Consider the following 26,887-nt stretch of genomic DNA (forward strand, 5'->3'; position numbering starts at 1 on the left):
TTTCAATAGAGGCAAAAGAGTAACGCAAAATGATGACCAAATAAAAAACCCGGTGGATTTCTCACACCGGGTCGCCGTGTCGTTTGCTAACCGTTAACGCTGGCTAATCTGGTCGAAGGTGCCGCCATTAGAGAAGTGCTCTTTCTGCGCTTTCGTCCAGCCGCCGAACACATCATCAATGGTGAAGAGCTTAAGTTTCGGGAATTCGCTGTCGTATTTCTTCGCGACAGCCGCATCGCGCGGACGATAGAAGTTCTTCGCCGCGATTTCCTGGCCTTCCGGCGAGTAGAGATACTTCAGGTAGGCTTCCGCCACCGCTTTGGTGCCTTTCTTATCAACGACCTTATCGACCACGGAAACGGTCGGCTCGGCGAGGATGGATTCGCTCGGAGTCACGATCTCAAACTTGTCTTTACCCAGTTCGTGGGTCGCCAGCAGGGCTTCGTTTTCCCAGGCAATAAGTACGTCGCCAATTCCGCGCTCGACGAAGGTGTTAGTGGCACCGCGCGCGCCGGAGTCCAGCACTTCAACGTTTTTGTACAGGGATTTGACGAACTCCTGTGCTTTAGCCTGGTCACCGTTGTTGTGGTGCAGCGCGTAGCCCCAGGCCGCCAGGTAGTTCCAGCGTGCCCCGCCGGAGCTTTTCGGGTTCGGGGTAATCACAGAAACGCCCGGTTTGATCAGGTCGTTCCAGTCCTTAATCTGTTTTGGGTTGCCTTTACGCACCAGGAAGACGATGGTCGAGGTGTATGGCGCGGAGTTGTCCGGCAGGCGTTTGATCCAGTTTTTGTCGATACGGCCACGCTCGGCGATAGCGTCGACATCATAGGCCAGCGCCAGGGTAACCACGTCGGCTTCAATACCGTTAATCACAGATGTCGCCTGCTTACCGGAGCCACCGTGAGACTGACGAACCACCACGTTATCGCCGGTTTCCTGCTTCCAGTGCGCCGCGAAGGCTTTGTTGTATTGATCGTACAGCTCACGCGTCGGGTCGTACGACACGTTGAGAAGTTGAATGTCCTTTGCCAGTACGCTGGTCGATGCCAGCAATAATGTTAACCCCACGCCCCATTTATTCATCGCCCAGCTCTCTTGTGTAGTGTTTTGATGAATGCAGCGTGCCAGAAAGCGAATCGATGATTAAAGAATAAAAAAAGATTGGCTATAACGTGGAGGAATAAAAGCCCTCTTCAGAAAGAAGAGGGCTCGAAGGATCAGTACAGTTTTTTCGCGCAGTCCAGCCAGTCACCTTTGAACGGACGCTTCATGTTTTCAATCGCGTCGATGATGTCATGGTGCACCAGCTGTTCGTTCTGAATACCGACGCAGCGGCCGCCGTGGCCCTGCAGCAGCAGCTCGATAGCGTACGCACCCATACGAGACGCCAGAATGCGGTCGTACGGGCCAGGGGAACCGCCGCGCTGGATGTGGCCCAGAACGGTCGCGCGGGTTTCGCGTTTGGTTTCGGTTTCGATGTACTTCGCCAGCTCGTCAACGTCACAGATGTGCTCGGTGATAGCCACAATCGCGTGTTTCTTACCTTTCGCGATACCGGCTTTGATTTCAGCAACCAGATCTTCGCGGCTGAATTCCACTTCAGGAACCACCACAAACTCACAACCACCGGCGATAGCCGCTGCCAGGGTCAGGTCACCGCAGTAGCGGCCCATCACTTCAACGATAGAGATACGCTGGTGAGAAGAAGAGGTGTCACGCAGGCGGTCAATGGCTTCCACAACGGTGCCCAGCGCGGTGAAGTAACCGATGGTGTAGTCAGTGCCTTTGATGTCGTTGTCGATGGTGCCCGGCAGGCCGATGCACGGGAAGCCCATTTCGGTCAGACGTTTTGCACCCATGTACGAGCCGTCACCGCCGATAACGACCAGCGCGTCCAGACCACGCTTTTTCATGTTCTCGATAGCCACTTCACGGATGTGTTCGTCACGGAATTCCGGGAAGCGCGCAGACCCAAGGAAGGTACCGCCACGGTTGATCATGTCAGACACGCTGTAGCGGTCGAGCTGAACCATACGGTCTTCATACAGACCCAGGTAACCATCATAGATACCAAAAACTTCCAGACCTTCCGTCAGCGCTGCACGGACAACCCCACGAATTGCCGCGTTCATGCCCGGCGCATCACCGCCGCTTGTCAACACACCGATTTTCTTAATCATGACTACCTCTGAACTTAGGAATGCAAAATTGAAATCTGTTGCCGGAAGAAACTTATCGACCAACGAATACTGCAAATAGTATATCAATCCCTTCTGGCTGAATTGATTCAGGTCAGACCAAATGGCGGTAATTTATACACAAAATGCTGGCCTGGCTCACTTTTTTACAACGAATTACGAAAGCCCAACATGTCCGGGTACAACCGAGCAGGGATCCTGGTGAATGATGACGTCTGAACCAGGAAAACGCTGCAAAATCGCCTGCTCGACCTGCTCAGCAATAACGTGAGCCTGTACCAGTGGCAGGTTGTCTTCCATTTCAATATGAATCTGAATAAAGCGGGTCGGCCCTGACTGCCGCGTTCGAAGATCGTGTGCACCGCTGACGCCGGGCCAGGAGGTCACGATAGAAAAAATTTCGTTACGTTCTGAGTCCGGAAGAGCGCGATCGAGCAGTGATTGCACCGCGTCATACCCCATCCGCAGGGCGCTATATAAAATATAGATACCAATCCCTAACGCAAACAACGCATCGGCCCGATGCCAGCCATACCAGGCCAGACCGAGCGCAATAAGAATAGCCCCATTCATCATAACATCAGATTGATAATGAAGCATATCCGCCCGTACGGCCTGACTTTGCGTTTTGCGAACGACCCAGCGCTGGAACGTTACCAGAACAAGTGTGCTTATAAGTGCAATGACCGTGACGGCCACGCCGACACCGGGATTGTTCATCGGTGAAGGCGAAACCAGATGCTGGATACCGGTCAAAAACAGGAACAGTGCAGAGCCAGAAATGAACATACTTTGCGCCAGCGCCGCGAGCGATTCCGCCTTGCCGTGCCCAAACGTGTGTTCTTCATCCGCCGGCTGCAGCGAGTAACGCACCACCAGAAGATTGGTCAGCGAGGCGGCGATATCGACCAGTGAATCCACCAGTGCCGCCAGAATACTGACCGAGCCGGTATACCACCAGGCAAAGATTTTGATCAGCAGCAGGCCAGAGGCCATGACGGTCGCCGCAATGGCGGCCCGGCTTACCAGCCTTCCATAGGATTGATTCATAAACGCTCCTGTCATGTCATGCCGCTAGTATAACGGAAGCATGGGGAGGCAAAGGATGAATAAACGGTTAACAAATCAGAATGCGGGGCAAAAAAAACCCCCACATCATGTGGGGGAAGACAGGGATGGTGTCTATGGCAAGGAAAACAGGGTTTACTGGTTACTACGGGTACTGCTATTGCTACTGAAAAACGTCGCTTCTGAGCTTCGCTGCATCCGTGCAACCTCACGCAGCTGGTCCATACGCTGCTGATGTTTGGCATTCAAAACCGCTTGCTGCTCGGGCGTTAGCAGGTGGAACATCTGGTTGCGGACCTTCGCCATTTCTACCTGGCGGGCAACCTGTTCCTGTGCCATTTTTTCGGCCTGAGCGCGAACAGCGCTTTCGTCAAAATTTTCTGCGGTGACAAGGCGATGCATTGTCTCCATTTCGCTAACATTAACAGGGGGCTGGTCGTGTCGTGCCCTCTGCATCAGATCTCGCATCTGTTGACGCTGATGTTCGGTTAAACTTATGCCGTCAAACATATGGCTTTGGCTGCTGTGCTGCGTTGCGCCCTCTTGCGAGGAACCGTTATCGCCGATGATAGCTACAGCAGCCTGGCTAAACGCACTGAACGCCAGCGTTGAGGCCATGACGGCAGCGGTAACTTTGCGCATCACTTGCTCCCAAAATCTTTCGTGTCGCGATTCAACGAGAGACAGTCTACGATTCAGGCTGCAAACATGCGTCAGGGGGTGTAAAACAACGTAAAGTCATGGATTAGATAGCCTTGATGTCGTAATTTCTGCCTCGGAGGTATTTAAACAATGAATAAAATCCTGTTAGTTGACGATGACCGAGAGCTCACATCCCTTTTAAAGGAGTTGCTCGACATGGAAGGTTTCAACGTCCTGGTTGCCCATGATGGCGAGCAGGCGCTGAGTCTCCTTGACGACAGCATCGATCTACTTTTGCTCGACGTAATGATGCCAAAGAAAAACGGTATTGATACGCTGAAAGAGCTTCGCCAGACACACCAGACCCCCGTTATCATGCTGACCGCCCGCGGCAGTGAGCTTGACCGCGTTCTCGGCCTTGAGCTGGGTGCGGATGACTATTTACCGAAGCCGTTCAACGACCGTGAACTGGTGGCCCGTATTCGCGCGATCCTGCGCCGTTCCCACTGGAGCGAGCAGCAGCAGAATACCGACAACAGCTCGCCAACGCTGGAAGTGGACTCCCTGAGCCTGAACCCGGGCCGTCAGGAAGCAAGCTTCGACGGCCAGACGCTGGAGCTTACCGGCACCGAGTTCACACTGCTGTATCTACTGGCGCAACATCTTGGCCAGGTGGTATCGCGTGAACATTTAAGCCAGGAAGTGCTGGGCAAACGCCTCACGCCGTTTGACCGCGCCATCGACATGCACATCTCTAACCTGCGCCGCAAGCTGCCGGAGCGTAAAGACGGTCACCCATGGTTTAAAACCCTGCGTGGTCGTGGTTATCTGATGGTTTCTGCTTCATGATAGGCAGCTTAACCGCCCGCATCTTCGCCATCTTCTGGCTGACGCTGGCACTGGTTTTAATGCTCGTTTTGATGTTGCCAAAACTCGACTCACGCCAGATGACGGAGCTGCTCGACAGCGAGCAACGTCAGGGCGTGATGATCGAGCAGCACGTGGAAGCGGAGCTGGCAAACGATCCGCCGAACGATTTAATGTGGTGGCGCAGGCTGTTTCGCGCTATCGACAAGTGGGCGCCGCCAGGACAACGTCTTTTGCTGGTTACCAGCGAAGGCCGCGTGATTGGCGCCGATCGCAATGAAATGCAGATCATCCGCAACTTTATTGGCCAGGCGGATAACGCCGATCACCCACAGAAAAAGAAATATGGTCGGGTAGAGATGGTCGGCCCTTTCTCGGTACGGGATGGGGAAGATAACTACCAGCTCTACCTGATTCGCCCTGCGAGCAGTTCCCAGTCCGACTTCATCAACCTGCTGTTTGACCGTCCTCTGCTACTGCTGATCGTCACGATGCTGGTCAGTTCCCCGCTGCTGTTATGGCTGGCGTGGAGCCTGGCGAAACCGGCTCGTAAGCTGAAAAACGCGGCGGACGAAGTGGCACAAGGCAACCTCAGACAGCATCCGGAACTGGAATCCGGGCCGCAGGAGTTTCTGGCCGCCGGGACCAGTTTTAACCAGATGGTCAGCGCGCTTGATCGGATGATGACGGCCCAGCAACGCCTGCTGTCGGACATCTCACACGAACTGCGCACCCCGCTCACGCGCTTACAGCTGGGCACCGCCCTGCTGCGTCGCCGCAGCGGGGAGAGCAAAGAGCTGGAACGTATTGAAACGGAAGCGCATCGTCTGGACAGCATGATTAACGATCTGCTGGTGATGTCGCGCAACCAGCAGAAAAACGCGCTGGTGAGCGAAACGGTGAAAGCCAATCACCTGTGGCACGAGGTGCTGGACAACGCGGCGTTCGAAGCGGAGCAGATGGGTAAATCGTTCACCGTCAACTTCCCGCCGGGCCCGTGGCCGCTGTACGGTAACCCCAACGCGCTGGAAAGCGCGCTGGAGAATATCGTGCGTAACGCCCTGCGCTACTCGCACACGAAGATTGAAGTGGCGTTCTCGGTGGATAAAGACGGGATCACCGTCATTGTCGATGACGACGGTCCTGGCGTCAGCCCGGAAGATCGCGAGCAGATTTTCCGTCCGTTCTACCGCACCGACGAAGCGCGCGACCGTGAGTCTGGCGGCACGGGGCTGGGGCTGGCGATTGTAGAAACCGCCATGCAGCAGCACCGCGGCTGGGTGAAAGCCGACGACAGCCCGCTGGGCGGGCTGCGGTTAACGCTGTGGCTACCGCTGTATAAGCGTTCGTAACGGTATGTGCCGGGTGGCGGCTTCGCCTTACCCGGCCTACTTTCTACGGAACCTATTTCCCCCACAATCTCCGCGAACTACTCTCGATCTTCCCGCTTATACGCCGCTTTTGCATCGTTCTCGTCCAACTGGTAGACAACCCCGCCGCCGACAGCAGGTGATGATACTGTTCATCGTCGAAAGGCATATGCCAGGCAATCGCGCAGGCGTCGTACACCGACACCTCACTCAGGCGCGACGCGAGCTCAAGCGGCGCATCCGCCGAAACCTGTCCCGCCTGCACAACGCGGTACAGCCAGCCGGTTTTACCCGCGTTTTGCAGCTGGGTCGACATATCCTGAATCCCGAAATGGTAGTTGAGCTTAAAGCACGGCGAGCGCGGCTGGGTGATCTGAATCAGGGCATCGCCCCAGCGGTAAATATCGCCAATAAAGACGTTCTTTTCCGTCAGCCCTTCCGTTGAGAGGTTTTCGCCAAACGCGGGCGCGACGAAGAGGTCCGCCTGCTCAGGAAATTCGGTTTTCCAGTGCTGATAGTGTTCGCGCGGATAGTGGCACAGTGCGCGATCGGGCCCGCCGTGGATTTTCTTTTCGGCCTGCTGGTCGCCCACCAGCCCGAGCTCGGTCAGCGACAGCTCACCGTCGACCTGCATTTTGGCGATGGCGCTCGGGCGGCTGCCGTCGTATTCCCTTACCTTGCCTGTAAACACGTTCACCGGGTAATGCATCGCTGCCTCCATTACGCAGATACAAAAAAAGCGAGTCATCAGACTCGCTTCTCACAGGCGTCAATGCAACCTTATTTTTTAGCGGCGAAACGCGCTGCTGCTTCGTCCCAGTTCACGACATCCCAGAACGCTTTGATGTAGTCAGGGCGACGGTTCTGGAACTTCAGGTAGTAAGCGTGTTCCCACACGTCCAGACCCAGGATTGGGAAACCGGATGCGCCAGAGATCGCTTCACCCATCAGCGGGGAGTCCTGATTAGCAGTAGAAACCACTGCCAGCTTGTCGCCTTTCAGAACCAGCCACGCCCAGCCAGAGCCGAAGCGGGTTGCAGCGGCTTTTTCGAATTCCGCTTTGAAGTTGTCTACGGAACCGAAGTCGCGCTCGATAGCCGCTTTCAGGTCGCCCTGCAGGGTGGTACCGGTTTTCAGGCCTTTCCAGAACAGGCTGTGGTTAGCGTGACCGCCCGCGTTGTTACGCAGTACGGTTTTCTTGTCTGCTGGCAGCTGGTCCAGCTTGGTGATCAGCTCTTCAACAGGCAGATTAGCGAACTCTGGCAGGCTTTCCAGCGCAGCATTCGCGTTGTTCACGTAGGTCTGGTGGTGTTTAGTGTGATGGATTTCCATCGTCTGCTTGTCGAAATGCGGTTCCAGTGCGTCGTAGGCATACGGCAGGGATGGCAGTGTATAACTCATAATCCTCTCCATTATTGTCGGGCGGCACAGCTGTTAATGCCGCGTAAGCAGTTGGTTCATTATAGTTAATTAAATGATATTGAAAATGATTATCAATGCCGTAGTTTTTATAAGGTTATTCGGTTTTTGAGAAATAAAAGAATTGTGAGTCTGCTCACGCGCTTAACGTGCTGATTGCCATTCAAAACAAAAGTGCGGCAACCTTCTGAAGGTTCCTGAACAGCCTAATTTTTACACTCATCAAGTCGGGGGGAAGCCTCCGGCTATAAAAACGATGAGGACGTAAAAATGAATCATGCGATTACGATGGGTATCTTCTGGCATTTAATAGGCGCAGCCAGTGCAGCCTGTTTCTATGCCCCGTTCAAAAAGGTGAAAGGCTGGTCGTGGGAAACCATGTGGTCCGTTGGCGGTACCGTGTCCTGGCTGATTTTGCCCTGGACAATCAGCGCCATGCTGCTGCCCGATTTCTGGGGCTACTTCTCCTCCTTCAACGCCTCCACCCTGCTGCCGGTATTCCTGTTCGGCGCGATGTGGGGCATCGGCAACATCAACTACGGCCTGACCATGCGCTACCTCGGGATGTCGATGGGTATCGGCATCGCGATTGGCATTACGCTGATAGTGGGCACCCTTATGACGCCCATTCTTAACGGCCATTTCGACGTGCTGATCAACACCCAGGGCGGGCGAATGACGCTGCTGGGCGTGCTGGTGGCGGTGATCGGCGTGGGGATCGTCACCCGCGCAGGCCAGCTAAAAGAACGCAAGATGGGCATCAGGGCCGAAGAGTTCAACCTGAAGAAAGGGCTGCTGCTGGCGGTGATGTGCGGGGTCTTCTCGGCGGGCATGTCGTTCGCCATGAACGCCGCCAAACCGATGCACGACGCCGCTGCGGCGCTGGGCGTTGACCCGCTGTATGTTGCCCTGCCAAGCTATGTGGTGATCATGGGCGGCGGCGCGCTGGTAAACCTCGGTTTCTGCTTTATCCGTCTGGCAAAAGTGAAGAACCTGTCGGTAAAAGCCGACTTCTCGCTGGCAAAACCGCTGATCCTTACCAACGTTCTGCTCTCCGCGCTCGGCGGCCTGATGTGGTATCTGCAATTCTTCTTCTACGCCTGGGGCCACGCCAGCATTCCGCCGCAGTACGACTACATAAGCTGGATGCTGCACATGAGCTTCTATGTGCTGTGCGGTGGGCTGGTTGGGCTGGTGCTGAAGGAGTGGAACAACGCCGGACGTCGTCCGGTTGGCGTACTGAGCCTGGGCTGCGTGGTGATTATCATTGCGGCCAATATCGTCGGCCTCGGCATGGCGAACTGATTACGCTGCTTTTCGACTGCGATGACGCCACTGAACCGGCGTCATTCCCACCTCACGGTTAAACACCACCGAAAAGTAGTTACTGTCCTCAAAGCCGCAGCGCATCGCCACTTCACTGACCATCAGCTCCGTATGCTGTAACAGATACTGGGCGTGGCAGATGCGCAGCTGGCGCAGGTAATGGTTTATCGTCATCCCCGTCTGGGTGCGGAACTGCTGGCGCAGCGCGCGCTCGCTGCACTGCTCCTGCTCGCAGAATTTTTCCAGTACGAAACTCTTGTTCAGACTGCCCGCAAGCCGGGCGATCAGCTTATCCAGCAGCGCTTCCTGCGTGGTGGCGGAAGGATTATCCGTGGCGTAACGATGGCGCTTCAGGGTCATCACCAGCTGGGCGAAAAGCAGCTCCGACATCTGGTTTGCCACCGGGTCGCTCTTCTGGCTCTCCTGCTCCAGCTGGGAAATCGTCTGGCGCACCTGAGCCATGCCGCTACTGCTTAAGCGCCAGTGCGGTTCGCCTCCGGCATTCAGAATGCCCGGAATGTTGCTCGCCCAGTCGACATTCAGTTTAAGCCTGTCAGGGCAGTAGATGACGTTCTGCAACACCAGATCGTTAACCGAGGCGTAGGCGTGTTTGTCTTCGGCGCGAATGTAAAACAGATCCCCGCGCGTGATGCGGTAGGGCCGGTCGTTGAGGACGTGCAGGCCGTTGCCGCGCCACACCAGCACCAGCTCGCAGAACTCATGGGTGTGCTCGGCAAAGACATTTTGCGGGTAACGGTCGGCCACCGCGACGGCCTGACTCGCGGAGGCAAAAAAATCATCTTTGCGAAGAATTAACTGAGCGGCCACACGACAACCTCTACGGCGAATAACCGGGCATTATTAGCTTTTTTGCGGCCTGAAAACGGTGACTGCCCTCGCGTTACTGAAGCAACGCGTCTTTCCCCTGACGAATATCGCGCGGCGACCAGCTAAATTCCCGGCGAAATAGCGTCGAAAAGTGGTTACTGTCGCCGAAACCGCAGCGATAAGCAATTTCTGTAACGCTTTCGTCGGTATGCCGTAAAAGGTGACGCGCTTTGATCAGGCGCAGACGGTTAAGGTAACGCTGCGGCGTGAGCCCGGTATGCTGCTTGAGCTGACGATGCAGCGTGCGCAGCGAGAGCGAAAAGTCGTCCGCCAGCGTTTCCCAGCAGACATCTTCAGCGAAATGATCTTCCAGCCAGGCCATGAGCTGGTTCAGCCGTGCGTCATTATTTTCTATCCCTTCCACCAGGCTGCTTCGGCGCAGCAGCACCAGCAGCTGCATAAACAGCAGCTCGCGGGTGGCAATCGCGTGCGTCTCCTGCCCGTCCTCGCTCTGCTCCATCTGGCTCACCAGCTGACGCACCTGCTGTAACGTGGATTGATTCACCCGCCAGTGCGAAGGGTAGTGGCCGTCCTTCTCCTGCGGCAACAGCTGATTCAGCCCGGAGAGAAACTGGAACGCATCCGGAGAACGATAGAGCACATTGGTCAGGCACAGGTTGTCGGTATGTTCATACAGGTGCCTGTCGTGATCGCGCACGAAGCACACCGTACCGCCGCTGATGGTATACGGCTGACCGTTAAACACGTGGATGCCCGTTCCGTGCTCGACAATCACAATTTCATGAAAATCATGATGATGCTCCGGGAACGCAGCCTGAGGCAGCCGTGGCTCAATCGCAACCGGCGAAGCCCCCGAAGGAAAAAAATCGACGCTGTGCAGTACGGTCATAACGGCCCCCACCAATGAGAAAAGTTCTCAAAATAGTAATTAAGGCCTTCCACGCTCACCTTAAATTTTTGACAGTAAACCGCGCAAAAGCTGTCGGTTTTTCAAGAAACAGGCGGAAAGATCGGGAAATGCGGTCAGCGTCACACTGCCTGCAAACCCCGCCATTACTGGAAACTGTGAACTCCCTCACGTTCATCTTTGCTTTCTTGCCAGCGCGAGATTTGGGCTGTCAGTGGCGAGAAGGTGGCTATTTCTTCCCTTTCTTACACTCCTCGGTAATGACTTAAGAAAGGACCCGACCATGACTTTTCGCCATTGTGTGGCTGTCGATTTAGGCGCATCCAGCGGCCGTGTAATGCTCGCCACCTGGGACTGCGACCTGCACACCCTTACGCTTCGCGAAATGCACCGTTTCGCCAACTGCCTGCAAAAGCAGGACGGTTTTGAGACCTGGGATATCGATGCCCTGGAAGCGGAGATCCGCACCGGACTTCACAACGTCTGCGAAAACGGTATCCGCATCGACAGTATCGGCATTGATACCTGGGGCGTGGATTACGTGCTGCTGGACAGTCACGGCGAACGCGTCGGCCTGCCTGTTTCCTACCGCGACAGCCGCACCGATGGGCTGATGGCGCACGCCATCGCGCAGCTTGGCAAAGAGAATATCTATGGTCGCAGCGGCATTCAGTTTCTGCCGTTTAACACGCTGTACCAGCTGCGCGCGCTGGTGGAGCAACAGCCAGAGCTGGTTGAAAAGGTGGCGCATGCGCTGCTGATCCCGGACTACTTAAGCTATCGTCTGACCGGCAACATGAACTGGGAATACACCAACGCCACCACCACGCAGCTGGTCAATATCAACACCGATAACTGGGATGAACACCTGCTGGCATGGACGGGCGCCTCGCCGTCCTGGTTCGGCGCGCCAACCCATCCGGGCAATGTGATCGGCCAGTGGATTTGCCCGCAGGGGAATGAAATTCCCGTTGTCGCCGTCGCCAGTCACGACACCGCAAGCGCGGTCATTGCCTCGCCGCTCGCCAGCAAAGACGCGGCCTATCTCTCCTCCGGCACCTGGTCGCTGATGGGTTTTGAGAGTAAAACGCCTTACACCAGCGACGCCGCGCTGGCCGCCAATATCACCAACGAAGGCGGTGCCGAAGGACGCTACCGCGTGCTGAAGAACATCATGGGCCTGTGGCTGCTCCAGCGGGTGCTGAAAGAGCAGAACGTCACCGACCTGCCCGCACTTATTGCGGAAACCGAAAAGCTGAAGGCCTGCACCTTCCTGATTAACCCGAACGACGACCGCTTTATTAACCCGGTGCACATGAGCGCTGAGATCCAGGCCGCCTGTTTTGACGCGGGGCAGCCGGTACCTTCCCGCCCCGCCGAGCTGGCGCGCTGTATTTTTGACAGCCTCGCCCTGCTCTATGCCGACATCCTGAGCGAACTGGCTGACCTTCGCGGTAAACCGTTCAGCCAGCTGCACATCGTGGGCGGCGGCTGCCAGAACCAGCTGCTGAACCAGCTCTGCGCCGATGCCTGCGGCATTACGGTGGTGGCAGGCCCCGTAGAGGCTTCCACGCTCGGCAACATTGGCATTCAGTTGATGACGCTGGACGAACTATCAAACGTCGACGATTTCCGTTCGGTGGTGACGGCGAATAACAGCCTGACCACCTTCACCCCCAATCCCTGCCATGACATTGCCCGCTACCGGGCGCAGTTTCAGCAAAAACGACTGACTAAGGAGCTTTGCGCATGACCACTCAACTTGAACAAGCCTGGGACCTGGCTAAACAGCGTTTCGCCGCCGTCGGCGTGGATGTCGAAGAGGCGCTGCGCCAGCTCGACCGTCTGCCCGTCTCCATGCACTGCTGGCAGGGTGATGACGTCGCCGGTTTCGAGAATCCGGGCGGTTCCCTGACGGGTGGCATTCAGGCAACGGGTAACTACCCGGGCAAAGCGCGCAACGCCACCGAACTGCGTGCGGATCTTGAAATGGCGTTGAGCCTGATCCCGGGGCCAAAACGCCTGAATCTGCACGCGATTTATCTCGAATCCGACGCGCCGGTCGCGCGTAACGAAATCAAACCGGAACACTTTAAGAACTGGGTGGAGTGGGCAAAGGCCAACCGGCTGGGACTGGATTTTAACCCGTCCTGCTTCTCGCACCCGCTGAGCGCGGACGGGTTTACCCTTGCACACGCCAACGACGAAATCCGGCAGTTCTGGATCGACCACGTCAAAGCCAGCCGACGCGTCTCGGCGTATTTCGGCGAACAGCTTGGCACGCCTTCGGTGATGAATATCTGGATCCCGGACGGCATGAAGGACATCACCGTAGACCGACTGGCCCCGCGTCAGCGGCTGCTGGCCGCGCTGGATGAAGCCATCAGCGAGAAGCTGGATCCGGCGCACCATATCGACGCGGTGGAGAGCAAGCTGTTCGGCATTGGCGCAGAAAGCTACACCGTCGGCTCGAACGAGTTCTACATGGGCTACGCCACCAGCCGCCAGACCGCGCTGTGCCTGGACGCTGGCCACTTCCACCCAACGGAAGTCATCTCCGACAAAATATCCGCCGCCATGCTCTACGTGCCGCGCCTGCTGCTGCACGTCAGCCGTCCGGTGCGCTGGGACAGCGACCACGTGGTCTTGCTGGACGACGAAACCCAGGCGATTGCCAGCGAAATCATCCGCCACGATCTGTATGACCGCGTGCACATCGGCCTCGACTTCTTTGACGCCTCCATCAACCGCATCGCGGCGTGGGTTATCGGCACCCGCAACATGAAGAAAGCGCTGCTGCGCGCTCTGCTGGAGCCGACTGCTGCGCTGAAACAGCTTGAAGAAAACGGCGACTACACCGCGCGTCTGGCGCTGCTGGAGGAGCAAAAATCCCTGCCGTGGCAGGCGGTATGGGAGATGTACTGCCAGCGTCACGATGCGCCTGCGGGCAGCCAGTGGCTGGACAACGTGCGGGCGTATGAAAAAGACGTGCTCGCCGCTCGTCAGTAAAAAATATCGCCCGGCGGCGCGTTGCTTGCCGGGCCTACAGGTAAAAGCTGGCCGGGTAAGCGTAACGCCACCCGGTATTTTCAAAGGAAACACTGTATGCAGACCATCACCACCTCCTGGTTCGTCCAGGGCATGATCAAAGCCACCTCCGACGCCTGGCTGAAGGGCTGGGACGAGCGCAACGGCGGCAACCTCACGCTGCGCCTGGACGATGCGGACATCGAGCCCTACGCCGCCGATTTTCACCAGAAGCCGCGCTATATTGCCCTGAGTCAGCCGATGCCGCTGCTCGCCAACACGCCGTTTATCGTTACCGGTTCCGGCAAGTTCTTCCGTAACGTTCAGCTGGACCCGGAAGCCAATCTCGGCGTCGTGAGGGTGGACAGCGACGGCGCGGGCTACCACATTCTGTGGGGGCTAACGGACGACGCGGTGCCGACCTCTGAACTGCCGGCGCACTTCCTCTCCCACTGCGAGCGCATCAAGGCGACCAACGGCAAAGACCGCGTCATCATGCACTGCCACGCCACTAACCTGATCGCCCTGACCTACGTGCTGGAAAATAATTCTGATTTCTTTACCCGCAAGCTGTGGGAAGGCAGTACCGAATGCCTGGTGGTCTTCCCGGACGGCGTCGGCATTCTGCCGTGGATGGTGCCGGGTACCGACGAGATCGGCCAGGCGACCGCCAAAGATATGCAAAAACATTCGCTGGTGCTGTGGCCGTTCCACGGCGTCTTCGGCAGCGGTCCGACGCTGGATGAAACCTTCGGCCTGATCGACACCGCCGAGAAATCCGCGGAGGTGCTGGTGAAGGTCTATTCCATGGGCGGCATGAAGCAGACCATCACCCGGGAAGAGCTGATCGCGCTGGGCAAACGTTTTGGCGTTACCCCGATGCAGTCGGCCCTGGATTTATACGCGTAACGCCACAGGCGATAGTTAAGGAGAATTATCATGAGCTTTATGTTGGCACTTCCCAAAATTAGCCTGCATGGCGCGGGTGCAATCGGCGATATGGTCACCCTGGTGGCGACCAGGCAGTGGGGCAAAGCGCTGATTGTCACCGACGGCCAACTGGTGAAACTGGGCCTGCTCGACAGCCTGTTTACCGCGCTGGACGCCCATCAAATGTCATATCACCTGTTCGATGAGGTGTTTCCGAACCCGACGGAAGCGCTGGTGCAGAAAGGCTATGCGGCATATCAGGACGCGGAGTGTGATTACATCATCGCCTTTGGCGGCGGCAGCCCGATTGATACCGCCAAGGCGATTAAAATCCTCACCGCTAATCCAGGCCCGTCTACCGATTACTCCGGCGTCGGCAAGGTGAAAAACGCAGGCGTGCCGCTGGTGGCGATTAACACTACCGCAGGCACCGCGGCAGAGATGACCAGCAACGCGGTGATCATCGACTCCGCGCGTCAGGTGAAAGAGGTGATTATCGACCCGAACATCATCCCGGATATTGCCGTGGACGATGCCAGCGTGATGCTTGATATTCCGGCCCCGGTGACCGCCGCGACCGGTATGGATGCGTTAACGCACGCCATTGAAGCCTACGTGTCCGTTGGCGCGCACCCGCTGACCGATGCCAACGCGCTGGAAGCGATTCGCCTGATTAACCTCTGGCTGCCGAAAGCGGTCGACGACGGTCATAACCTGGAAGCGCGCGAGCAGATGGCGTTTGGTCAGTACCTGGCAGGTATGGCGTTTAACAGCGCCGGGCTGGGGCTGGTACATGCTCTGGCGCACCAGCCGGGCGCAACGCACAACCTGCCGCATGGCGTGTGCAACGCCATCCTACTGCCGATCATCGAAAACTTTAACCGCCCGAACGCGGTCGCGCGTTTTGCCCGCGTGGCGCAGGCAATGGGCGTCGATACCCGCGGGATGAGCGATGAAGCCGCAAGCATGTCCGCCATTCAGGCGATTCGCGACCTGAGCGCCCGCGTCGGCATTCCGTCAGGCTTCAGCCAGCTCGGCGTCACCAAAGCCGATATCGAAGGCTGGCTGGATAAAGCCCTCGCCGATCCGTGTGCGCCGTGCAACCCGCGCACCGCCAGCCGCGACGAGGTCCGCGAGCTGTACCTGGAGGCATTATGATCCGCAAAGCGTTTGTGATGCAGATAAACCCGGATGCGCACGAGGAGTACGCGCGTCGCCACAATCCGATCTGGCCCGAACTGGATGCGGTGCTGAAAACCCACGGCGCGCACCACTACGCCATTTACCTCGACAGAGAACGCAACCTGCTGTTTGCGACGGTGGAGATTGAGTCGGAGGAGCGCTGGAACGCGGTGGCGAATACCGACGTGTGCCAGCGCTGGTGGAAATATATGGCTGACGTCATGCCGTCGAACCCGGATAACAGCCCGGTGAGCGCCGGGCTGAAAGAGGTGTTTTACCTGGAGTGATGCGTTAACGCTGCCGCCCCTGTGGTGGCAGCAATCTCCCGCCTGCTGCTCAGCGTAAACGCCGACACCACCGTAATCGCCAGCACGAAACAGCCCAGCATCAGATACGTCTCCTGAAAGCCGATCCGGTCATACATATTTCCGGCAAAGGCGGAGAGGAAAATCGCTGCCGACTGTTTGGCAAACTGAAAACCAATCAGATAGATGGTGGCCGACAGGCGCGTATCAAACACTCCGGTAATGTATTTGAATGCCCCCACCAGCAGGAACGGGACTTCCAGGGCGTGCAGCATCTTGAGGGCGATGACCTCCACGGCGGTGGTGGCAAACGACGAGCCGATAATGCGCGTCGCCATAATCACCCCGGCGATCAGCAGCGTGTTCTTCGCGCCGATGCGGTTAATGATCCACGGCGAGCAGAACATGATGATGGCGTTACAAATCTCCCCCGCCGTGGTGGCAAAACCAAAGGCACGGGTCCCTTCCTGCGGCGTGGCGAAGAAGGTTTTAAAGAAGGTGGCAAACTGCTGGTCGAAAACGTCATACACGCAGGCCACGCCAATCACGTACAGGATGAACATCCACATTCTGCGCTGGCGGAACAGGTTGAACACGGTTTTAGCGGTGATCTGCGGCTGGTTCGCGCCCAGGGCGTTCATCACCTGCGCCGTCTGGTTGGGCTTCGGTTTCGCGACCACCAGCAACAGCATCAGCAAAAGTGCCGCCGCCGATCCCATCCAGAAAACATACGACGGATCGATGCCGAACAGGATGCCGCCCGTTGAGGCGCACAAGCCCCAGCCGAGGCAGCCAAACATGCGCGCCTTGCCGTATTCAAAGAGGCTGTTGCGGCTCACGCGTTCAATGTAGGCCTCAATGGCCCCGGATCCGGCTGAAAAAACAAAGCCGATATACAACCCGCCGCTCAGCGCGCCCAGCCAGATATTGGTTTTCAACAGTGGCGCAAAGACGTACAGGAAGAACGGCGCGAACAGAAACAGCAGCACCGAGATTATCCACAGCAGGTGTTTTTTCAGCCCCAGCTTGTCCGAAATGACGCCCAGCACCGGCTGGAACGCGATGGCCGACAGCGAGATGCAGGAGAAGACAATCCCGGTATGGGTTTTATTCAGGCCAATGATGTCCGACAGCCAAATCGGCAGGAACGGAAAGCAGGTGGCCATGATGAAGAAGTAGAGAAAGAAGAACAGCCCGAAGATCCAGAAATTGGGGTTGTCTTTGTGGGTACAGGTTGTTGTGTTCATTATTTTTATCCTCAACGGGGGGCCGGCTGCCCGGCCCGTCACCTTTACACGCGTTCCACGCCAATCAGAATGGCGGTTTCCGGATCCAGAATCGGCAGCGCAATACCCGCCCGCATCAGCCATTCGCCGCTTGCCGTTTGCGGGGCTTCCATCCACGCCGGCAGCTTGCGCATGGTGTGCCCGCCCTCGCCCGTGATCTGAATGTTCGGGTGATCCAGCAGCGTGATGCGGTACTGCGCGCTGGCGTCTAGCCCCGGCATGCGCAGCGGCATCAACAGGGTGTAATCCGGCATCGCGAGCTGGCTGACCATAAACAGCCCCTGCGTTTTGTCTTCGCTCACTATACCCTGCGCCAGCGTGGTGGCATCCGGCATGTCCACGCGCCATTGGGTACCGTGATGAATCACCTCACGCCACCGCTTATACAGCGCGGCATAATGGCGATAGCCCTCACGCTCCTGCGCATCGACGGTGAGCGGATCCAGCTCCAGCCCCATATGCCCAAACAGCGCCGTCAGCCCACGGAAAGCGATGCTGTGCTGGCGGAAGGTAGCGTGACATTTATGATGACCGATATGCGCCCCCATCACCTCCGGCGGGAAGAAATAGCTCATGCCGCGCTGGATCGTGTTGCGCTCCAGCGCGTCGTTGTTGTCGGAAGCCCAGAAGCGGTGGCTGCGGGTCAGCACTTCATAATCGATTCGCCCCCCGCCGGAGGAGCAGGACTCAAATTCAATGTGCGGAAAACGCTCGCCCAGCACGTCCAGCAGGCGGTAAAACTGGCGGGTCTGCGCGTCGGCGGCGGCTTTACCGTTGTGCCCGGGCTGCACCAGCTCGCGGTTCATGTCCCATTTCACGTAGTCAACCTCGTGCTCGCCCAGCAGCCAGCTCATGCGCTCCACGAGATAATCAAAGGCCTCTGGGATGTTGAGATTAAGCACCAGCTGGTGCCGTCCGGTCGCCTGGGGATAGCCCGGCAGCGCCAGCACCCAGTCAGGATGCGCGCGATACAGATCGGAATCCGGGTTAATCATCTCCGGCTCGATCCAGATGCCAAACTCCATGCCGAGCCGTTTAACGTGACTGATTACCGGCGTCAGGCCGTTCGGGTATTTTTTCTCATCCAGGTACCAGTCGCCCAGCGCGGCATGGTCGTCGTTGCGGCCTTTGAACCAGCCGTCGTCAATGATAAAGCGCTCCACGCCCAGCGCGGCGGCCTCGTCGGCCATGCGCATGATGTACTCCGGATCGTGGCTGAAGTAGATCCCCTCCCAGGTATTGAGGTGTACCGGGCGCGGTTTGTTTTCCGGGAAGCGGATGATGCTGTCGCGCAGGTAGCGGTGGAACTGCTGGCTCATGCCGTTCAGCCCGTGCGGGGAGTAGCTGGCATACAGGCGCGGCGTCCAGAGCGTTTCGCCCTCTTCAATCGCCATTTCACCCGGCAGGTAGAGCGCTTCGGCCTGTATATAACGGCGACCATCGGTTTTCGCTTCGGCGCGCAGGCGGTGGTTGCCGCTCCAGCCCAGATGCACGCCCCAGACATCCCCCTGCATTTCGCTGAACGATGGCGTACCGGCGATCAGCGCCGGAAAATGTTCGTGGGACGTTTTACCCCGACGGTTTTCAATGACAAAGCTGTCGTGTTCAAGCGTGACGCGGTGCGGCTGAAATTCTCTGATCCAGCGTCCGTGAAAGGCCATAACCTCCTGCGCGCGCTCGGCCACCGGCAGCGTGACGGCGAATCGGTCCACCTGCCACGCCAGCGCTTTCAGGTTGGTTACTCCATGGCGCACCACCAGCACGCCGCTGGCCTCCAGCGTCAGCTCGCTGGTCAGACGCAGGCCCGCGCATCCATCTTCGGCGGTTATCGTCAGGGTGTTTACGTCCTGCTGCACCTGCGTGGTTTTAAACACCGGAGAACCGTCCAGCCGCTGGCGATGCCCCTCAATACCGGGCGAGCCAAACAGCCCGTGCCCCAGCTCGGCCATCAACGTTACCGGGGAGTCCACATCCAGCCTGCCGTTTGCCACCGGCCGCGCCAGCGTAGCGACATTCTGCGGCGAATAGTGCTGAAGGTGCGGCCCCCAGTAGAGAATTTCGGCGAACGGTTGGGTTTTTATCACCACGTCAACCGTGGTGCTTTCGAGTCGTAAAATGGCATCTTGCATCAGACATCTCCTGTCGTCGGGATGCCTTGAGTGTTGATCCGAAACGTTTCGGATACAAACCAAAACGTTTCGGATCTGTGATCGGGTTTGGAAATTTACGCGGTTTAGGCCGTCTGGCCCGGGAAGAATTCGGGCTGCCAGAGCACCTGGAGCCGTTCGACGTCGTCGCCGTTAATCAGCTGGCGCACCATATCGGCAATCTGTTTCCCGACGCCCTGACGAGTGGACTGGATCACTGCCGCCACGTCAGCATCAACGATGCTGTCCTGCGGAAGTCCGTCATAAACCACCAGCGCAACGGCGTTCTCGCCTGTCAGGCGGCCCAGTTCCGCCAGCGCCATCGCCGCGCCGTCGCCGTGGGTGTTGCAGTCGGTAATGATGGCCGTGGGCGGCTGTGGCAGGGAGAGAAGTTCTTTCGTGGTGGCATACCCCACGCGGCGCGAAGGGGGCATAGCGCGCAGCCATTCGCTGGAGAGCCCGGCTTCACGCAGCGCGTCCAGGTAGCCCTGTCGCCGCTGGGTGATGAATGCCTGATTATTGCTTTCGCCCAGCAGGGCGATGCGCTGATGGCCTTTCTCAATCAGCCAGCGGGTGGCCTGGTACGTGCCAGCATAGTTGTCGAAGTCGAACCATGCGTACGGCTGCGGCAGCTGGCTGCGGCCAAGCGCCAGAAAAGGGAATCCGACGGCCTGCAGCTGTTCAAGTCGCGGATCGTGATCCAGCGTGTGGGCCACAATCAGCGCATCCACGCGGCGGCTTTGCACCATGCGCATATAGCTGTGCTTATCCGCCAGATCATCGTCGGCGATGAGCAGCAGGTCGATCTCATGTCGCGCCAGTTCGTGACTAATTTCGCCGACCATGTCCATAAAAACGCTGTTATTGAGCGGAACAGGATGCACGGGAAAAACGAGACCGACGGCATCAATTTTGCCCATCTTCAGGCGGCGCGCAAACGTATTAGGTCGGTAACCACGGCGCTGGGCCTCCGCCTCCACGCGGGCGCGCGTCTCAGCAGAAACATCGTCATACCCGTTGAGGGCGCGGCTGACGGTAGTGACGGACAGCCCCAGTTCTTTAGCAATGGCTTTGAGCGACATGATTTTCGTATCTTCGTTAATTTTGTTCCGCCACCAGAAGGGCGTGGGTGTCTGGCTCCAGCGCCTTAAAGATATGCGGCTGATCGGCAGGGTAGCAAATGTAATCGCCCGGGCCGAGTTCTTCCGCGGCGTCGATCAGGCCGACCATCGCCCGCCCCTGGGTCACGATAATATGCTCAACCGACCCCGGCGGATGCGGCTGGGAAATACGGTCTGCGCCCGGCTGCGTCAGCAGCAGATAGATATCACGACGCGCGCCCGGCGGACACGCCGCCAGCAAAATCGCCTCGTAGTTTGCCTGCCCGGCAACCACCTTGGTGCCCTCGCCGCGGCGGATCACCTGCGTGACGGGCTGCTGCGGCTCCAGTAACCGGGCAAATGGGATATCCAGCGCCACGCAAAGCGACCAGAGCGTTTCCAGGCTAGGATTGCCGTTGCCAGACTCCAGCTGAGAAAGCGTAGATTTGGCGATCCCGGCACGGCGGGCAATTTCCGCCAGTGACAGCCCGGTTCGCAGGCGTTCCCGCACCAGGCTTTTGGCGATCACGCTGATTGGCTGCGTCATAAAAACGGCCTCTTTCTCTCTATAACGAACGATTCGTTCATCTTGTAAAACGATTGTGATGCGTTCATTATAATGGAAATACGTTCGATATGGCTAAAATGATATGAAGAATCCCCTCTCTTGCCTGAAAGGCGACACGATAAAAGCGATAATTTTGGTCTGCCTCGCGGTAGGCGTGGTCGGCATGTCTTACGGCTCCCTGGCAATGGCCTACGGTTTTCCGCTGTGGGTGCCGTTTGTGCTTTCCCTCACGGTGCTGGCGGGCGCATCCGAGTTTATGTTTATCGGCATTGTGGCAAGCGGAGGTAACCCGCTGGCGGCAGCGGCCGCCGGTTTGCTGGTCAACGCGCGCCATGTGCCGTTTGGCGTGACGGTGCGTGAACTGGTGGGCAAACGGGGTTTGAGCTATCTCGGCTGTCACATCATGAACGATGAAAGCGTGGTCTTTGGCCTGTCGCAAAAAACGCCCGAGCAGCGTAAAGCGGCCTACTGGCTGTGCGGTTTAGGCGTGGCGATTATCTGGCCGGTGGGGGCGCTGCTGGGTGCCATGGTCGGTAAACTGCTGCCGGACCCGGAGACCATCGGGCTGGACGCGGTGTTTCCGGCGATCCTGCTGGCGTTAGTGGTACCCGCGTTTAAAAACCGTACCACGCTGATCCGCGCCTGCAGCGGTGCCGCGCTATCACTGGCTGCCGTGCCGTTTGCCCCGGTGGGTTTACCGGTTCTGCTTTCGTTACTCGGTCTCGCTGCGAGGAAAAAATAATGGGAAACATGACGTTTTTTATTCTCGGCATCGCCATTCTTTCTGCCGGAACCTACCTGATGCGTCTCGGCGGGGCAAAGCTGGGCAACCGGCTGGCGCTTTCTGAACGTTCGCAGGCGCTGCTTTCCGATGCGGCTACCGTTTTGCTGTTCTCCGTCGCGCTGGCGACCACGTTTTATGAAGGGGAACATTTTGCGGGCATGGCGCGCGTGCTGGGCGTGGGGTTCGCGGTGTTCCTGGCATGGCGAAAAATGCCGTTAATTGTGGTGATCGTCGCGGCAGCGGTGGTGACGGCGCTGCTGCGTCTGGCGGGTATAAACTAAAAAAGCGCCCCAGGGGCGCTCTTTCGACGGTATAGCGAAATTATTTGTTCAGTTCAGCGGTCATGTGTACGCGGTTACCGGTGAACGCCTGGGTAATTTTGTAGGATGACGCGCCCGCTTCCTGAGCCTGAGCCGCGATTTTCGCTTCTGCGCTATCAATGGTGGAGGCAGAGGCGGTCACTGTTTGTGCAGCGAAAGAACCGAAAGAAGCAGCCAGAGCGATTACAGCGACAAAAGTTTTGATGCTTTTCATGATATAAACCCTTTCATTAAGTTGTTTAGGTAAGGCACCGTGCCTTGATGAGATAAATACTAGCCCTCATACTGAACAACTAAAAGCGGAAGGATTTGCTATTATCGTTCAAAATTACTGATCAACCATTAACCGCTGCGGATGGGTATAAATCGTCGCCCTGCCCGGCTTGCAGAACCCCACCAGCGTCAGATTGCAGCGCTCCGCCACCTCCACCGCCAGCGTGGTTGCCGCCGACACCGCAAACAGAATCTCCACGCCGCACATCGCGGACTTCTGCACCATCTCATAGCTGGCGCGGCTGGAAACAAGCGCCGCGCCCTGCTGCCAGAGATCGCTTTCCCCTGCACGACGGCCTAATAACTTGTCGAGCGCGACGTGGCGGCCCACGTCCTCATGCCCTCCAGCAATATCTCCTGACGGCAATACCCACGCCGCCGCGTGCGTGCAGCCGCTCAGTTGGCCGATGGGCTGAACATCGTTGAGATTTTCCAGCGCACGGTCGAGATGCGCCAGATTGAAGGTCTGGGTAAACGGCAGTGGCGCAACGGGCTTGCCAATATCATTAAGCTGCTCAACACCACAGACACCGCACCCGGTACGCCCGGCCAGCGCGCGGCGGCGCTCTTTCAGCCCCATAAAGCGGCGGCTGGAGAGTTCGATTTGCACTTCAAGACCGTTACACGCCTGAACCACGTCCATGCCGTAGATCTCCTGCGGGTGCGAAATGATGCCTTCCGAAAGGGAAAAACCGATGGCGAACAGTTCGAGATCTTTGGGTGAGGCCATCATCACCACGTGCGAAATACCGTTGTAAACGAGGGCAACGGGCACTTCTTCAGCCAGAAAATCGGGTGTGGCATGGGTAATGCGGGGCGGTCTGCGTACCGACATTTCCACAATGCCCGCAGGCAGTGGCGATGAGCGGGTAGCACGGTTTTGTTTAGACACAGCGGTATTCCTGAACAACCACGGAAGTAGGCCTGCTATTGCAGCATAAACCGCAGGCCTTACGCATAGTATGGATCAACTTTTCGACACTCATTGTCCTACTCATTAAGAAGAGGTGCAACCCGGCCCCCGCTACACCCCTTTAACATGCAGAGCTTATAGTGTGATCAGTGTCACACTTTATAATCAACACAGTGATAATACGTTCACTTTGTATTAACGCCGTTGGAACAGGTATACCGACATTGTGGTATTCTGATGATATCCCTCGGAGAAATGAGGGATTAACGCAAATTTTTCTCCTTTGCGGTCAATTCTCAACCGCGAAGTTAAAACTACATATATAAGCAATGTCGAACAAGGAGTGACCCATGCAGGTCAGCAGAAGGCAGTTCTTTAAGATCTGCGCTGGCGGTATGGCAGGCACCACGGCGGCGGCACTGGGCTTTGCGCCCGGCGTAGCGCTGGCGGAAACGCGGCAGTATAAACTGCTGCGCACCCGCGAAACCCGTAACACCTGTACGTACTGCTCCGTCGGCTGTGGGCTGTTGATGTATAGCCTCGGCGACGGTGCGAAAAACGCCAAAGCGTCTATTTTCCATATCGAAGGCGACCCGGACCATCCGGTCAACCGCGGCGCGCTGTGCCCGAAAGGGGCCGGTCTGGTGGACTTTATCCACTCCGAAAGCCGTCTGAAATTCCCGGAATATCGCGCACCTGGCTCCGATAAATGGCAGCAAATCAGCTGGGAAGAGGCGTTTGACCGCATCGCAAAACATATTAAAGAAGACCGCGATGCCAACTTTATTGAGAAGAACGCCGACGGCGTTACGGTCAACCGCTGGCTCTCCACCGGGATGCTGTGTGCTTCTGCCTCCAGCAACGAAACCGGCTATTTAACCCAGAAATTCACGCGCGCACTCGGTATGCTCGCGGTCGACAACCAGGCGCGTGTCTGACACGGACCAACGGTAGCAAGTCTTGCTCCAACATTTGGTCGCGGTGCGATGACCAACCACTGGGTCGACATCAAGAACGCCAACCTCATTGTGGTGATGGGCGGTAACGCCGCTGAAGCGCACCCTGTCGGGTTCCGCTGGGCGATGGAAGCCAAAATCCACAACGGTGCGAAACTGATTGTGATCGATCCCCGCTTTACGCGTACTGCGTCAGTGGCGGATTTCTACACCCCTATTCGTTCAGGTACTGACATCACTTTCCTGTCAGGCGTACTGCTGTACCTGATGACCAACGAAAAATATAACCGCGAGTACACCGAAGCCTATACCAACGCCAGCCTGATCGTGCGTGAGGATTACCACTTCGAAGATGGCCTGTTCAGCGGTTATGACGCGGAAAAACGCAAGTACGACAAAACCAGCTGGAACTACGAGCTGGATGAGAAAGGCTTTGCGAAGCGCGACACCACTCTTCAACACCCGCGCTGCGTATGGAACCTGCTGAAAGAGCACGTTTCCCGCTACACGCCGGACGTTGTCGAGAACATTTGCGGCACGCCGAAAGCAGACTTCCTGAAGGTCTGCGAGCTGATCGCCGAAACCAGCGCGAAAGACAAAACCGCCTCGTTCCTGTACGCCCTCGGCTGGACGCAGCACTCCATCGGCGCGCAGAACATCCGTACCATGGCAATGGTGCAGCTGCTGCTCGGCAACATGGGGATGGCAGGCGGCGGCGTGAACGCCCTGCGCGGTCACTCTAATATCCAGGGTCTGACCGACCTCGGCCTGCTGTCGCAGAGCCTGACGGGTTACATGAACCTGCCGAGCGAGAAACAGACTGACCTGCAGACCTACCTGACGGCCAGCACGCCAAAACCGCTGCTCGAAGGCCAGGTGAACTACTGGGGCAACTATCCGAAGTTCTTCGTCTCGCTGATGAAAGCCTTCTACGGCGACAAAGCGACGGCGGAAAACAGCTGGGGCTTTGACTGGCTGCCGAAGTGGGACAAAGGTTACGACGTTCTCCAGTACTTCGAAATGATGCACCAGGGCCAGGTCAACGGCTATATCTGCCAGGGCTTTAACCCGGTGGCGTCGTTCCCGAACAAGAACAAGGTTGTTGAATCCCTCTCGAAGCTGAAGTTCCTGGTGACGATTGACCCGCTCAACACCGAGACCTCGACCTTCTGGCAGAACCACGGCGAGTCGAACGACGTCGATCCGTCGAAGATTCAGACCGAAGTGTTCCGCCTGCCGTCTACCTGCTTCGCGGAAGAGAACGGTTCTATCGTCAACTCCGGCCGCTGGCTGCAGTGGCACTGGAAAGGCGCGGATGCCCCGGGCATCGCCATGAACGACGGCGAGATCCTGGCCGGTATCTTCTTACGCCTGCGTAAGATGTATGCGGCAGAAGGCGGCGCGAACCCTGAGCCGGTGCTGAACATGACCTGGAACTACTCGACGCCGGAAAATCCTGCGCCGGAAGAAGTGGCCATGGAGAGCAACGGTAAGGCGCTGGCGGACGTTATCGACCCGGTCACCGGCGCGGTTCTGGCGAAGAAAGGCGACCAGCTCAGCACCTTCGCCCACCTGCGCGATGACGGTACCACCTCCAGCGGCTGCTGGATCTTTGCCGGTAGCTGGACGCCGAAAGGCAACCAGATGGCCAACCGCGACAACGCCGACCCGTCGGGCCTCGGCAATACGCTGGGCTGGGCATGGGCATGGCCGCTCAACCGCCGCATCCTCTATAACCGTGCCTCCGCTGACCCGCAGGGCAACCCGTGGGATCCGAAGCGTCAGCTTCTGAAGTGGGACGGCGCGAAATGGGGCGGCGTGGATATTCCGGACTACAGCACTGCCGCACCAGGCAGCGACGTCGGGCCGTTTATCATGCAGCCTGAAGGGATGGGCCGTCTGTTTGCTATCGACAAGATGGCGGAAGGGCCGTTCCCGGAACACTACGAGCCGTTTGAGACACCGCTGGGCACCAACCCGCTGCACCCGAACGTGGTCTCTAACCCGGCAGCGCGTATCTTCAAGGGCGACTTTGAAGCGCTGGGTAAAAAAGACAAGTTCCCGTACGTGGGCACCACTTACCGTCTGACCGAACACTTCCACTACTGGACCAAGCACGCACTGCTTAACGCCATCGCTCAGCCGGAACAGTTTGTGGAGATCGGCGAGAAGCTGGCGAACAAGCTCGGCATTGCCCATGGCGATACCGTGAAGGTCTCCTCTAACCGCGGCTACATCAAGGCCAAGGCGGTGGTGACCAAGCGTATTCGCACGCTGAACGTTCACGGTCAGCAGGTGGATACCATCGGCATCCCAATTCACTGGGGTTATGAGGGCGTGGCGAAGAAAGGGTTCATTGCGAACACCCTGACGCCGTTCGTCGGCGATGCGAACACGCAGACGCCGGAGTTTAAGGCCTTCCTCGTGAACGTGGAAAAGGTGTAACGGAG

At 57.6% G+C, this 26,887-nt stretch carries 25 protein-coding genes; 11 read left to right on the plus strand and 14 right to left on the minus strand.

Going from position 1 to position 26,887, the window contains the following annotated elements:
- Nucleotides 1-93: 93 nt before the first annotated feature.
- The 4 genes from APT89_RS19995 to cpxP all read right to left on the minus strand — a co-directional run bounded on the left by APT89_RS19995 (nucleotide 94) and on the right by cpxP (nucleotide 3,908).
- Complete coding sequence (locus APT89_RS19995) at nucleotides 94-1,083, minus strand: sulfate ABC transporter substrate-binding protein (protein ID WP_028014851.1); 990 nt, start codon at nucleotides 1,081-1,083, stop codon at nucleotides 94-96.
- A 134-nt stretch (nucleotides 1,084-1,217) separates the two neighbouring features.
- The gene (gene pfkA / locus APT89_RS20000; protein WP_028014852.1) at nucleotides 1,218-2,180 is read right to left on the minus strand and encodes a 6-phosphofructokinase; all 963 of its coding nucleotides are present in this window, start codon (nucleotides 2,178-2,180) and stop codon (nucleotides 1,218-1,220) included.
- Between the two features lie 174 nt (nucleotides 2,181-2,354).
- A complete protein-coding gene (gene fieF / locus APT89_RS20005; RefSeq protein ID WP_060573379.1) occupies nucleotides 2,355-3,248 on the minus strand; it encodes a CDF family cation-efflux transporter FieF in 894 nt (297 codons plus the stop codon).
- Between the two features lie 153 nt (nucleotides 3,249-3,401).
- Nucleotides 3,402-3,908, minus strand: a complete 507-nt coding sequence (cpxP, locus tag APT89_RS20010; RefSeq protein WP_028014854.1) for a cell-envelope stress modulator CpxP — start codon at nucleotides 3,906-3,908, stop codon at nucleotides 3,402-3,404.
- Between the two features lie 150 nt (nucleotides 3,909-4,058).
- On the opposite strand from cpxP, the gene cpxR reads away from it, so the two are divergent.
- Complete coding sequence (gene cpxR, locus APT89_RS20015; protein ID WP_006179159.1) at nucleotides 4,059-4,757, plus strand: envelope stress response regulator transcription factor CpxR; 699 nt, start codon at nucleotides 4,059-4,061, stop codon at nucleotides 4,755-4,757.
- Entirely contained in the window at nucleotides 4,754-6,127 is a 1,374-nt protein-coding gene (gene cpxA, locus APT89_RS20020) for an envelope stress sensor histidine kinase CpxA (protein ID WP_003862003.1), read from the plus strand. Before cpxR ends, cpxA begins: the two co-directional genes overlap by 4 nt.
- A 52-nt stretch (nucleotides 6,128-6,179) precedes the next feature.
- On the opposite strand, the gene yiiM is transcribed toward cpxA, so the two are convergent.
- Complete coding sequence (yiiM, locus tag APT89_RS20025; protein ID WP_060573381.1) at nucleotides 6,180-6,854, minus strand: 6-hydroxyaminopurine reductase; 675 nt, start codon at nucleotides 6,852-6,854, stop codon at nucleotides 6,180-6,182.
- 71 nt (nucleotides 6,855-6,925) lie between these two features.
- Nucleotides 6,926-7,546 (minus strand): superoxide dismutase [Mn], encoded by a 621-nt coding sequence (sodA, locus tag APT89_RS20030; protein WP_003861999.1) that lies wholly within the window; start codon nucleotides 7,544-7,546, stop codon nucleotides 6,926-6,928.
- A 288-nt stretch (nucleotides 7,547-7,834) separates the two neighbouring features.
- On the opposite strand from sodA, the gene rhaT reads away from it, so the two are divergent.
- Nucleotides 7,835-8,869 carry an L-rhamnose/proton symporter RhaT gene (rhaT, locus tag APT89_RS20035; protein WP_045630604.1) on the plus strand — a complete coding sequence of 345 codons (1,035 nt, stop codon included), beginning with the start codon at nucleotides 7,835-7,837 and terminating at the stop codon, nucleotides 8,867-8,869.
- Here rhaT and rhaR read toward each other — a convergent pair whose 3' ends face one another.
- Together rhaR and rhaS are read right to left on the minus strand one after the other, a co-directional pair.
- Nucleotides 8,870-9,718, minus strand: a complete 849-nt coding sequence (gene rhaR / locus APT89_RS20040) for an HTH-type transcriptional activator RhaR (RefSeq protein WP_028014857.1) — start codon at nucleotides 9,716-9,718, stop codon at nucleotides 8,870-8,872.
- Nucleotides 9,719-9,791: 73 nt separating this feature from the next.
- Nucleotides 9,792-10,628 (minus strand): HTH-type transcriptional activator RhaS, encoded by an 837-nt coding sequence (gene rhaS, locus APT89_RS20045; protein WP_060573383.1) that lies wholly within the window; start codon nucleotides 10,626-10,628, stop codon nucleotides 9,792-9,794.
- 301 nt (nucleotides 10,629-10,929) lie between these two features.
- Here rhaS and rhaB point away from each other — a divergent pair, with 301 nt between their 5' ends.
- From rhaB to rhaM, 5 genes are all read left to right on the plus strand, one after another.
- The gene (rhaB, locus tag APT89_RS20055; RefSeq protein ID WP_047362486.1) at nucleotides 10,930-12,399 is read left to right on the plus strand and encodes a rhamnulokinase; all 1,470 of its coding nucleotides are present in this window, start codon (nucleotides 10,930-10,932) and stop codon (nucleotides 12,397-12,399) included.
- Complete coding sequence (rhaA, locus tag APT89_RS20060; protein ID WP_041911783.1) at nucleotides 12,396-13,655, plus strand: L-rhamnose isomerase; 1,260 nt, start codon at nucleotides 12,396-12,398, stop codon at nucleotides 13,653-13,655. The genes rhaB and rhaA overlap by 4 nt, the downstream gene beginning before the upstream one ends.
- A 96-nt stretch (nucleotides 13,656-13,751) precedes the next feature.
- Nucleotides 13,752-14,582 carry a rhamnulose-1-phosphate aldolase gene (rhaD, locus tag APT89_RS20065; RefSeq protein WP_041911782.1) on the plus strand — a complete coding sequence of 277 codons (831 nt, stop codon included), beginning with the start codon at nucleotides 13,752-13,754 and terminating at the stop codon, nucleotides 14,580-14,582.
- Between the two features lie 30 nt (nucleotides 14,583-14,612).
- Nucleotides 14,613-15,761, plus strand: a complete 1,149-nt coding sequence (gene fucO / locus APT89_RS20070; RefSeq protein WP_060573385.1) for a lactaldehyde reductase — start codon at nucleotides 14,613-14,615, stop codon at nucleotides 15,759-15,761.
- Entirely contained in the window at nucleotides 15,758-16,072 is a 315-nt protein-coding gene (gene rhaM / locus APT89_RS20075) for an L-rhamnose mutarotase (RefSeq protein WP_060573387.1), read from the plus strand. The genes fucO and rhaM overlap by 4 nt, the downstream gene beginning before the upstream one ends.
- Here the strand turns inward: rhaM and APT89_RS20080 are convergent.
- From APT89_RS20080 to APT89_RS20095, 4 genes are all read right to left on the minus strand, one after another.
- On the minus strand, nucleotides 16,060-17,337 hold the full coding sequence (locus APT89_RS20080; protein ID WP_059357403.1) for an MFS transporter: 1,278 nt from the start codon (nucleotides 17,335-17,337) through the stop codon (nucleotides 16,060-16,062). The genes rhaM and APT89_RS20080 overlap by 13 nt on opposite strands.
- A 44-nt stretch (nucleotides 17,338-17,381) precedes the next feature.
- Complete coding sequence (locus APT89_RS20085) at nucleotides 17,382-19,505, minus strand: alpha-galactosidase (protein WP_060573389.1); 2,124 nt, start codon at nucleotides 19,503-19,505, stop codon at nucleotides 17,382-17,384.
- A gap of 104 nt (nucleotides 19,506-19,609) precedes the next feature.
- On the minus strand, nucleotides 19,610-20,605 hold the full coding sequence (locus APT89_RS20090; protein WP_028014866.1) for a LacI family DNA-binding transcriptional regulator: 996 nt from the start codon (nucleotides 20,603-20,605) through the stop codon (nucleotides 19,610-19,612).
- 16 nt (nucleotides 20,606-20,621) lie between these two features.
- Nucleotides 20,622-21,170 carry a helix-turn-helix domain-containing protein gene (locus APT89_RS20095; RefSeq protein ID WP_003861973.1) on the minus strand — a complete coding sequence of 183 codons (549 nt, stop codon included), beginning with the start codon at nucleotides 21,168-21,170 and terminating at the stop codon, nucleotides 20,622-20,624.
- A 103-nt stretch (nucleotides 21,171-21,273) separates the two neighbouring features.
- Between APT89_RS20095 and APT89_RS20100 the strand changes: the two genes are divergently transcribed.
- Entirely contained in the window at nucleotides 21,274-21,933 is a 660-nt protein-coding gene (locus tag APT89_RS20100; protein ID WP_028014867.1) for an AzlC family ABC transporter permease, read from the plus strand.
- A complete protein-coding gene (locus APT89_RS20105; protein ID WP_028014868.1) occupies nucleotides 21,933-22,256 on the plus strand; it encodes an AzlD domain-containing protein in 324 nt (107 codons plus the stop codon). The genes APT89_RS20100 and APT89_RS20105 overlap by 1 nt, the downstream gene beginning before the upstream one ends.
- Nucleotides 22,257-22,296: 40 nt before the next feature.
- Here APT89_RS20105 and APT89_RS20110 read toward each other — a convergent pair whose 3' ends face one another.
- Both APT89_RS20110 and fdhD read right to left on the minus strand, forming a co-directional pair.
- Nucleotides 22,297-22,509 (minus strand): DUF1471 domain-containing protein, encoded by a 213-nt coding sequence (locus tag APT89_RS20110; protein ID WP_041911778.1) that lies wholly within the window; start codon nucleotides 22,507-22,509, stop codon nucleotides 22,297-22,299.
- Nucleotides 22,510-22,623: 114 nt separating this feature from the next.
- A complete protein-coding gene (gene fdhD, locus APT89_RS20115; RefSeq protein ID WP_041911777.1) occupies nucleotides 22,624-23,460 on the minus strand; it encodes a formate dehydrogenase accessory sulfurtransferase FdhD in 837 nt (278 codons plus the stop codon).
- Nucleotides 23,461-23,831: 371 nt separating this feature from the next.
- Between fdhD and fdnG the strand changes: the two genes are divergently transcribed.
- Complete coding sequence (gene fdnG, locus APT89_RS20125; RefSeq protein ID WP_120266897.1) at nucleotides 23,832-26,882, plus strand: formate dehydrogenase-N subunit alpha; 3,051 nt, start codon at nucleotides 23,832-23,834, stop codon at nucleotides 26,880-26,882.
- Nucleotides 26,883-26,887 lie beyond the last annotated feature (5 nt).

It is taken from the genome of Enterobacter sp. 50588862, assembly GCF_001462935.1.
Taxonomy (GTDB): Bacteria; Pseudomonadota; Gammaproteobacteria; order Enterobacterales; family Enterobacteriaceae; genus Enterobacter; species Enterobacter bugandensis.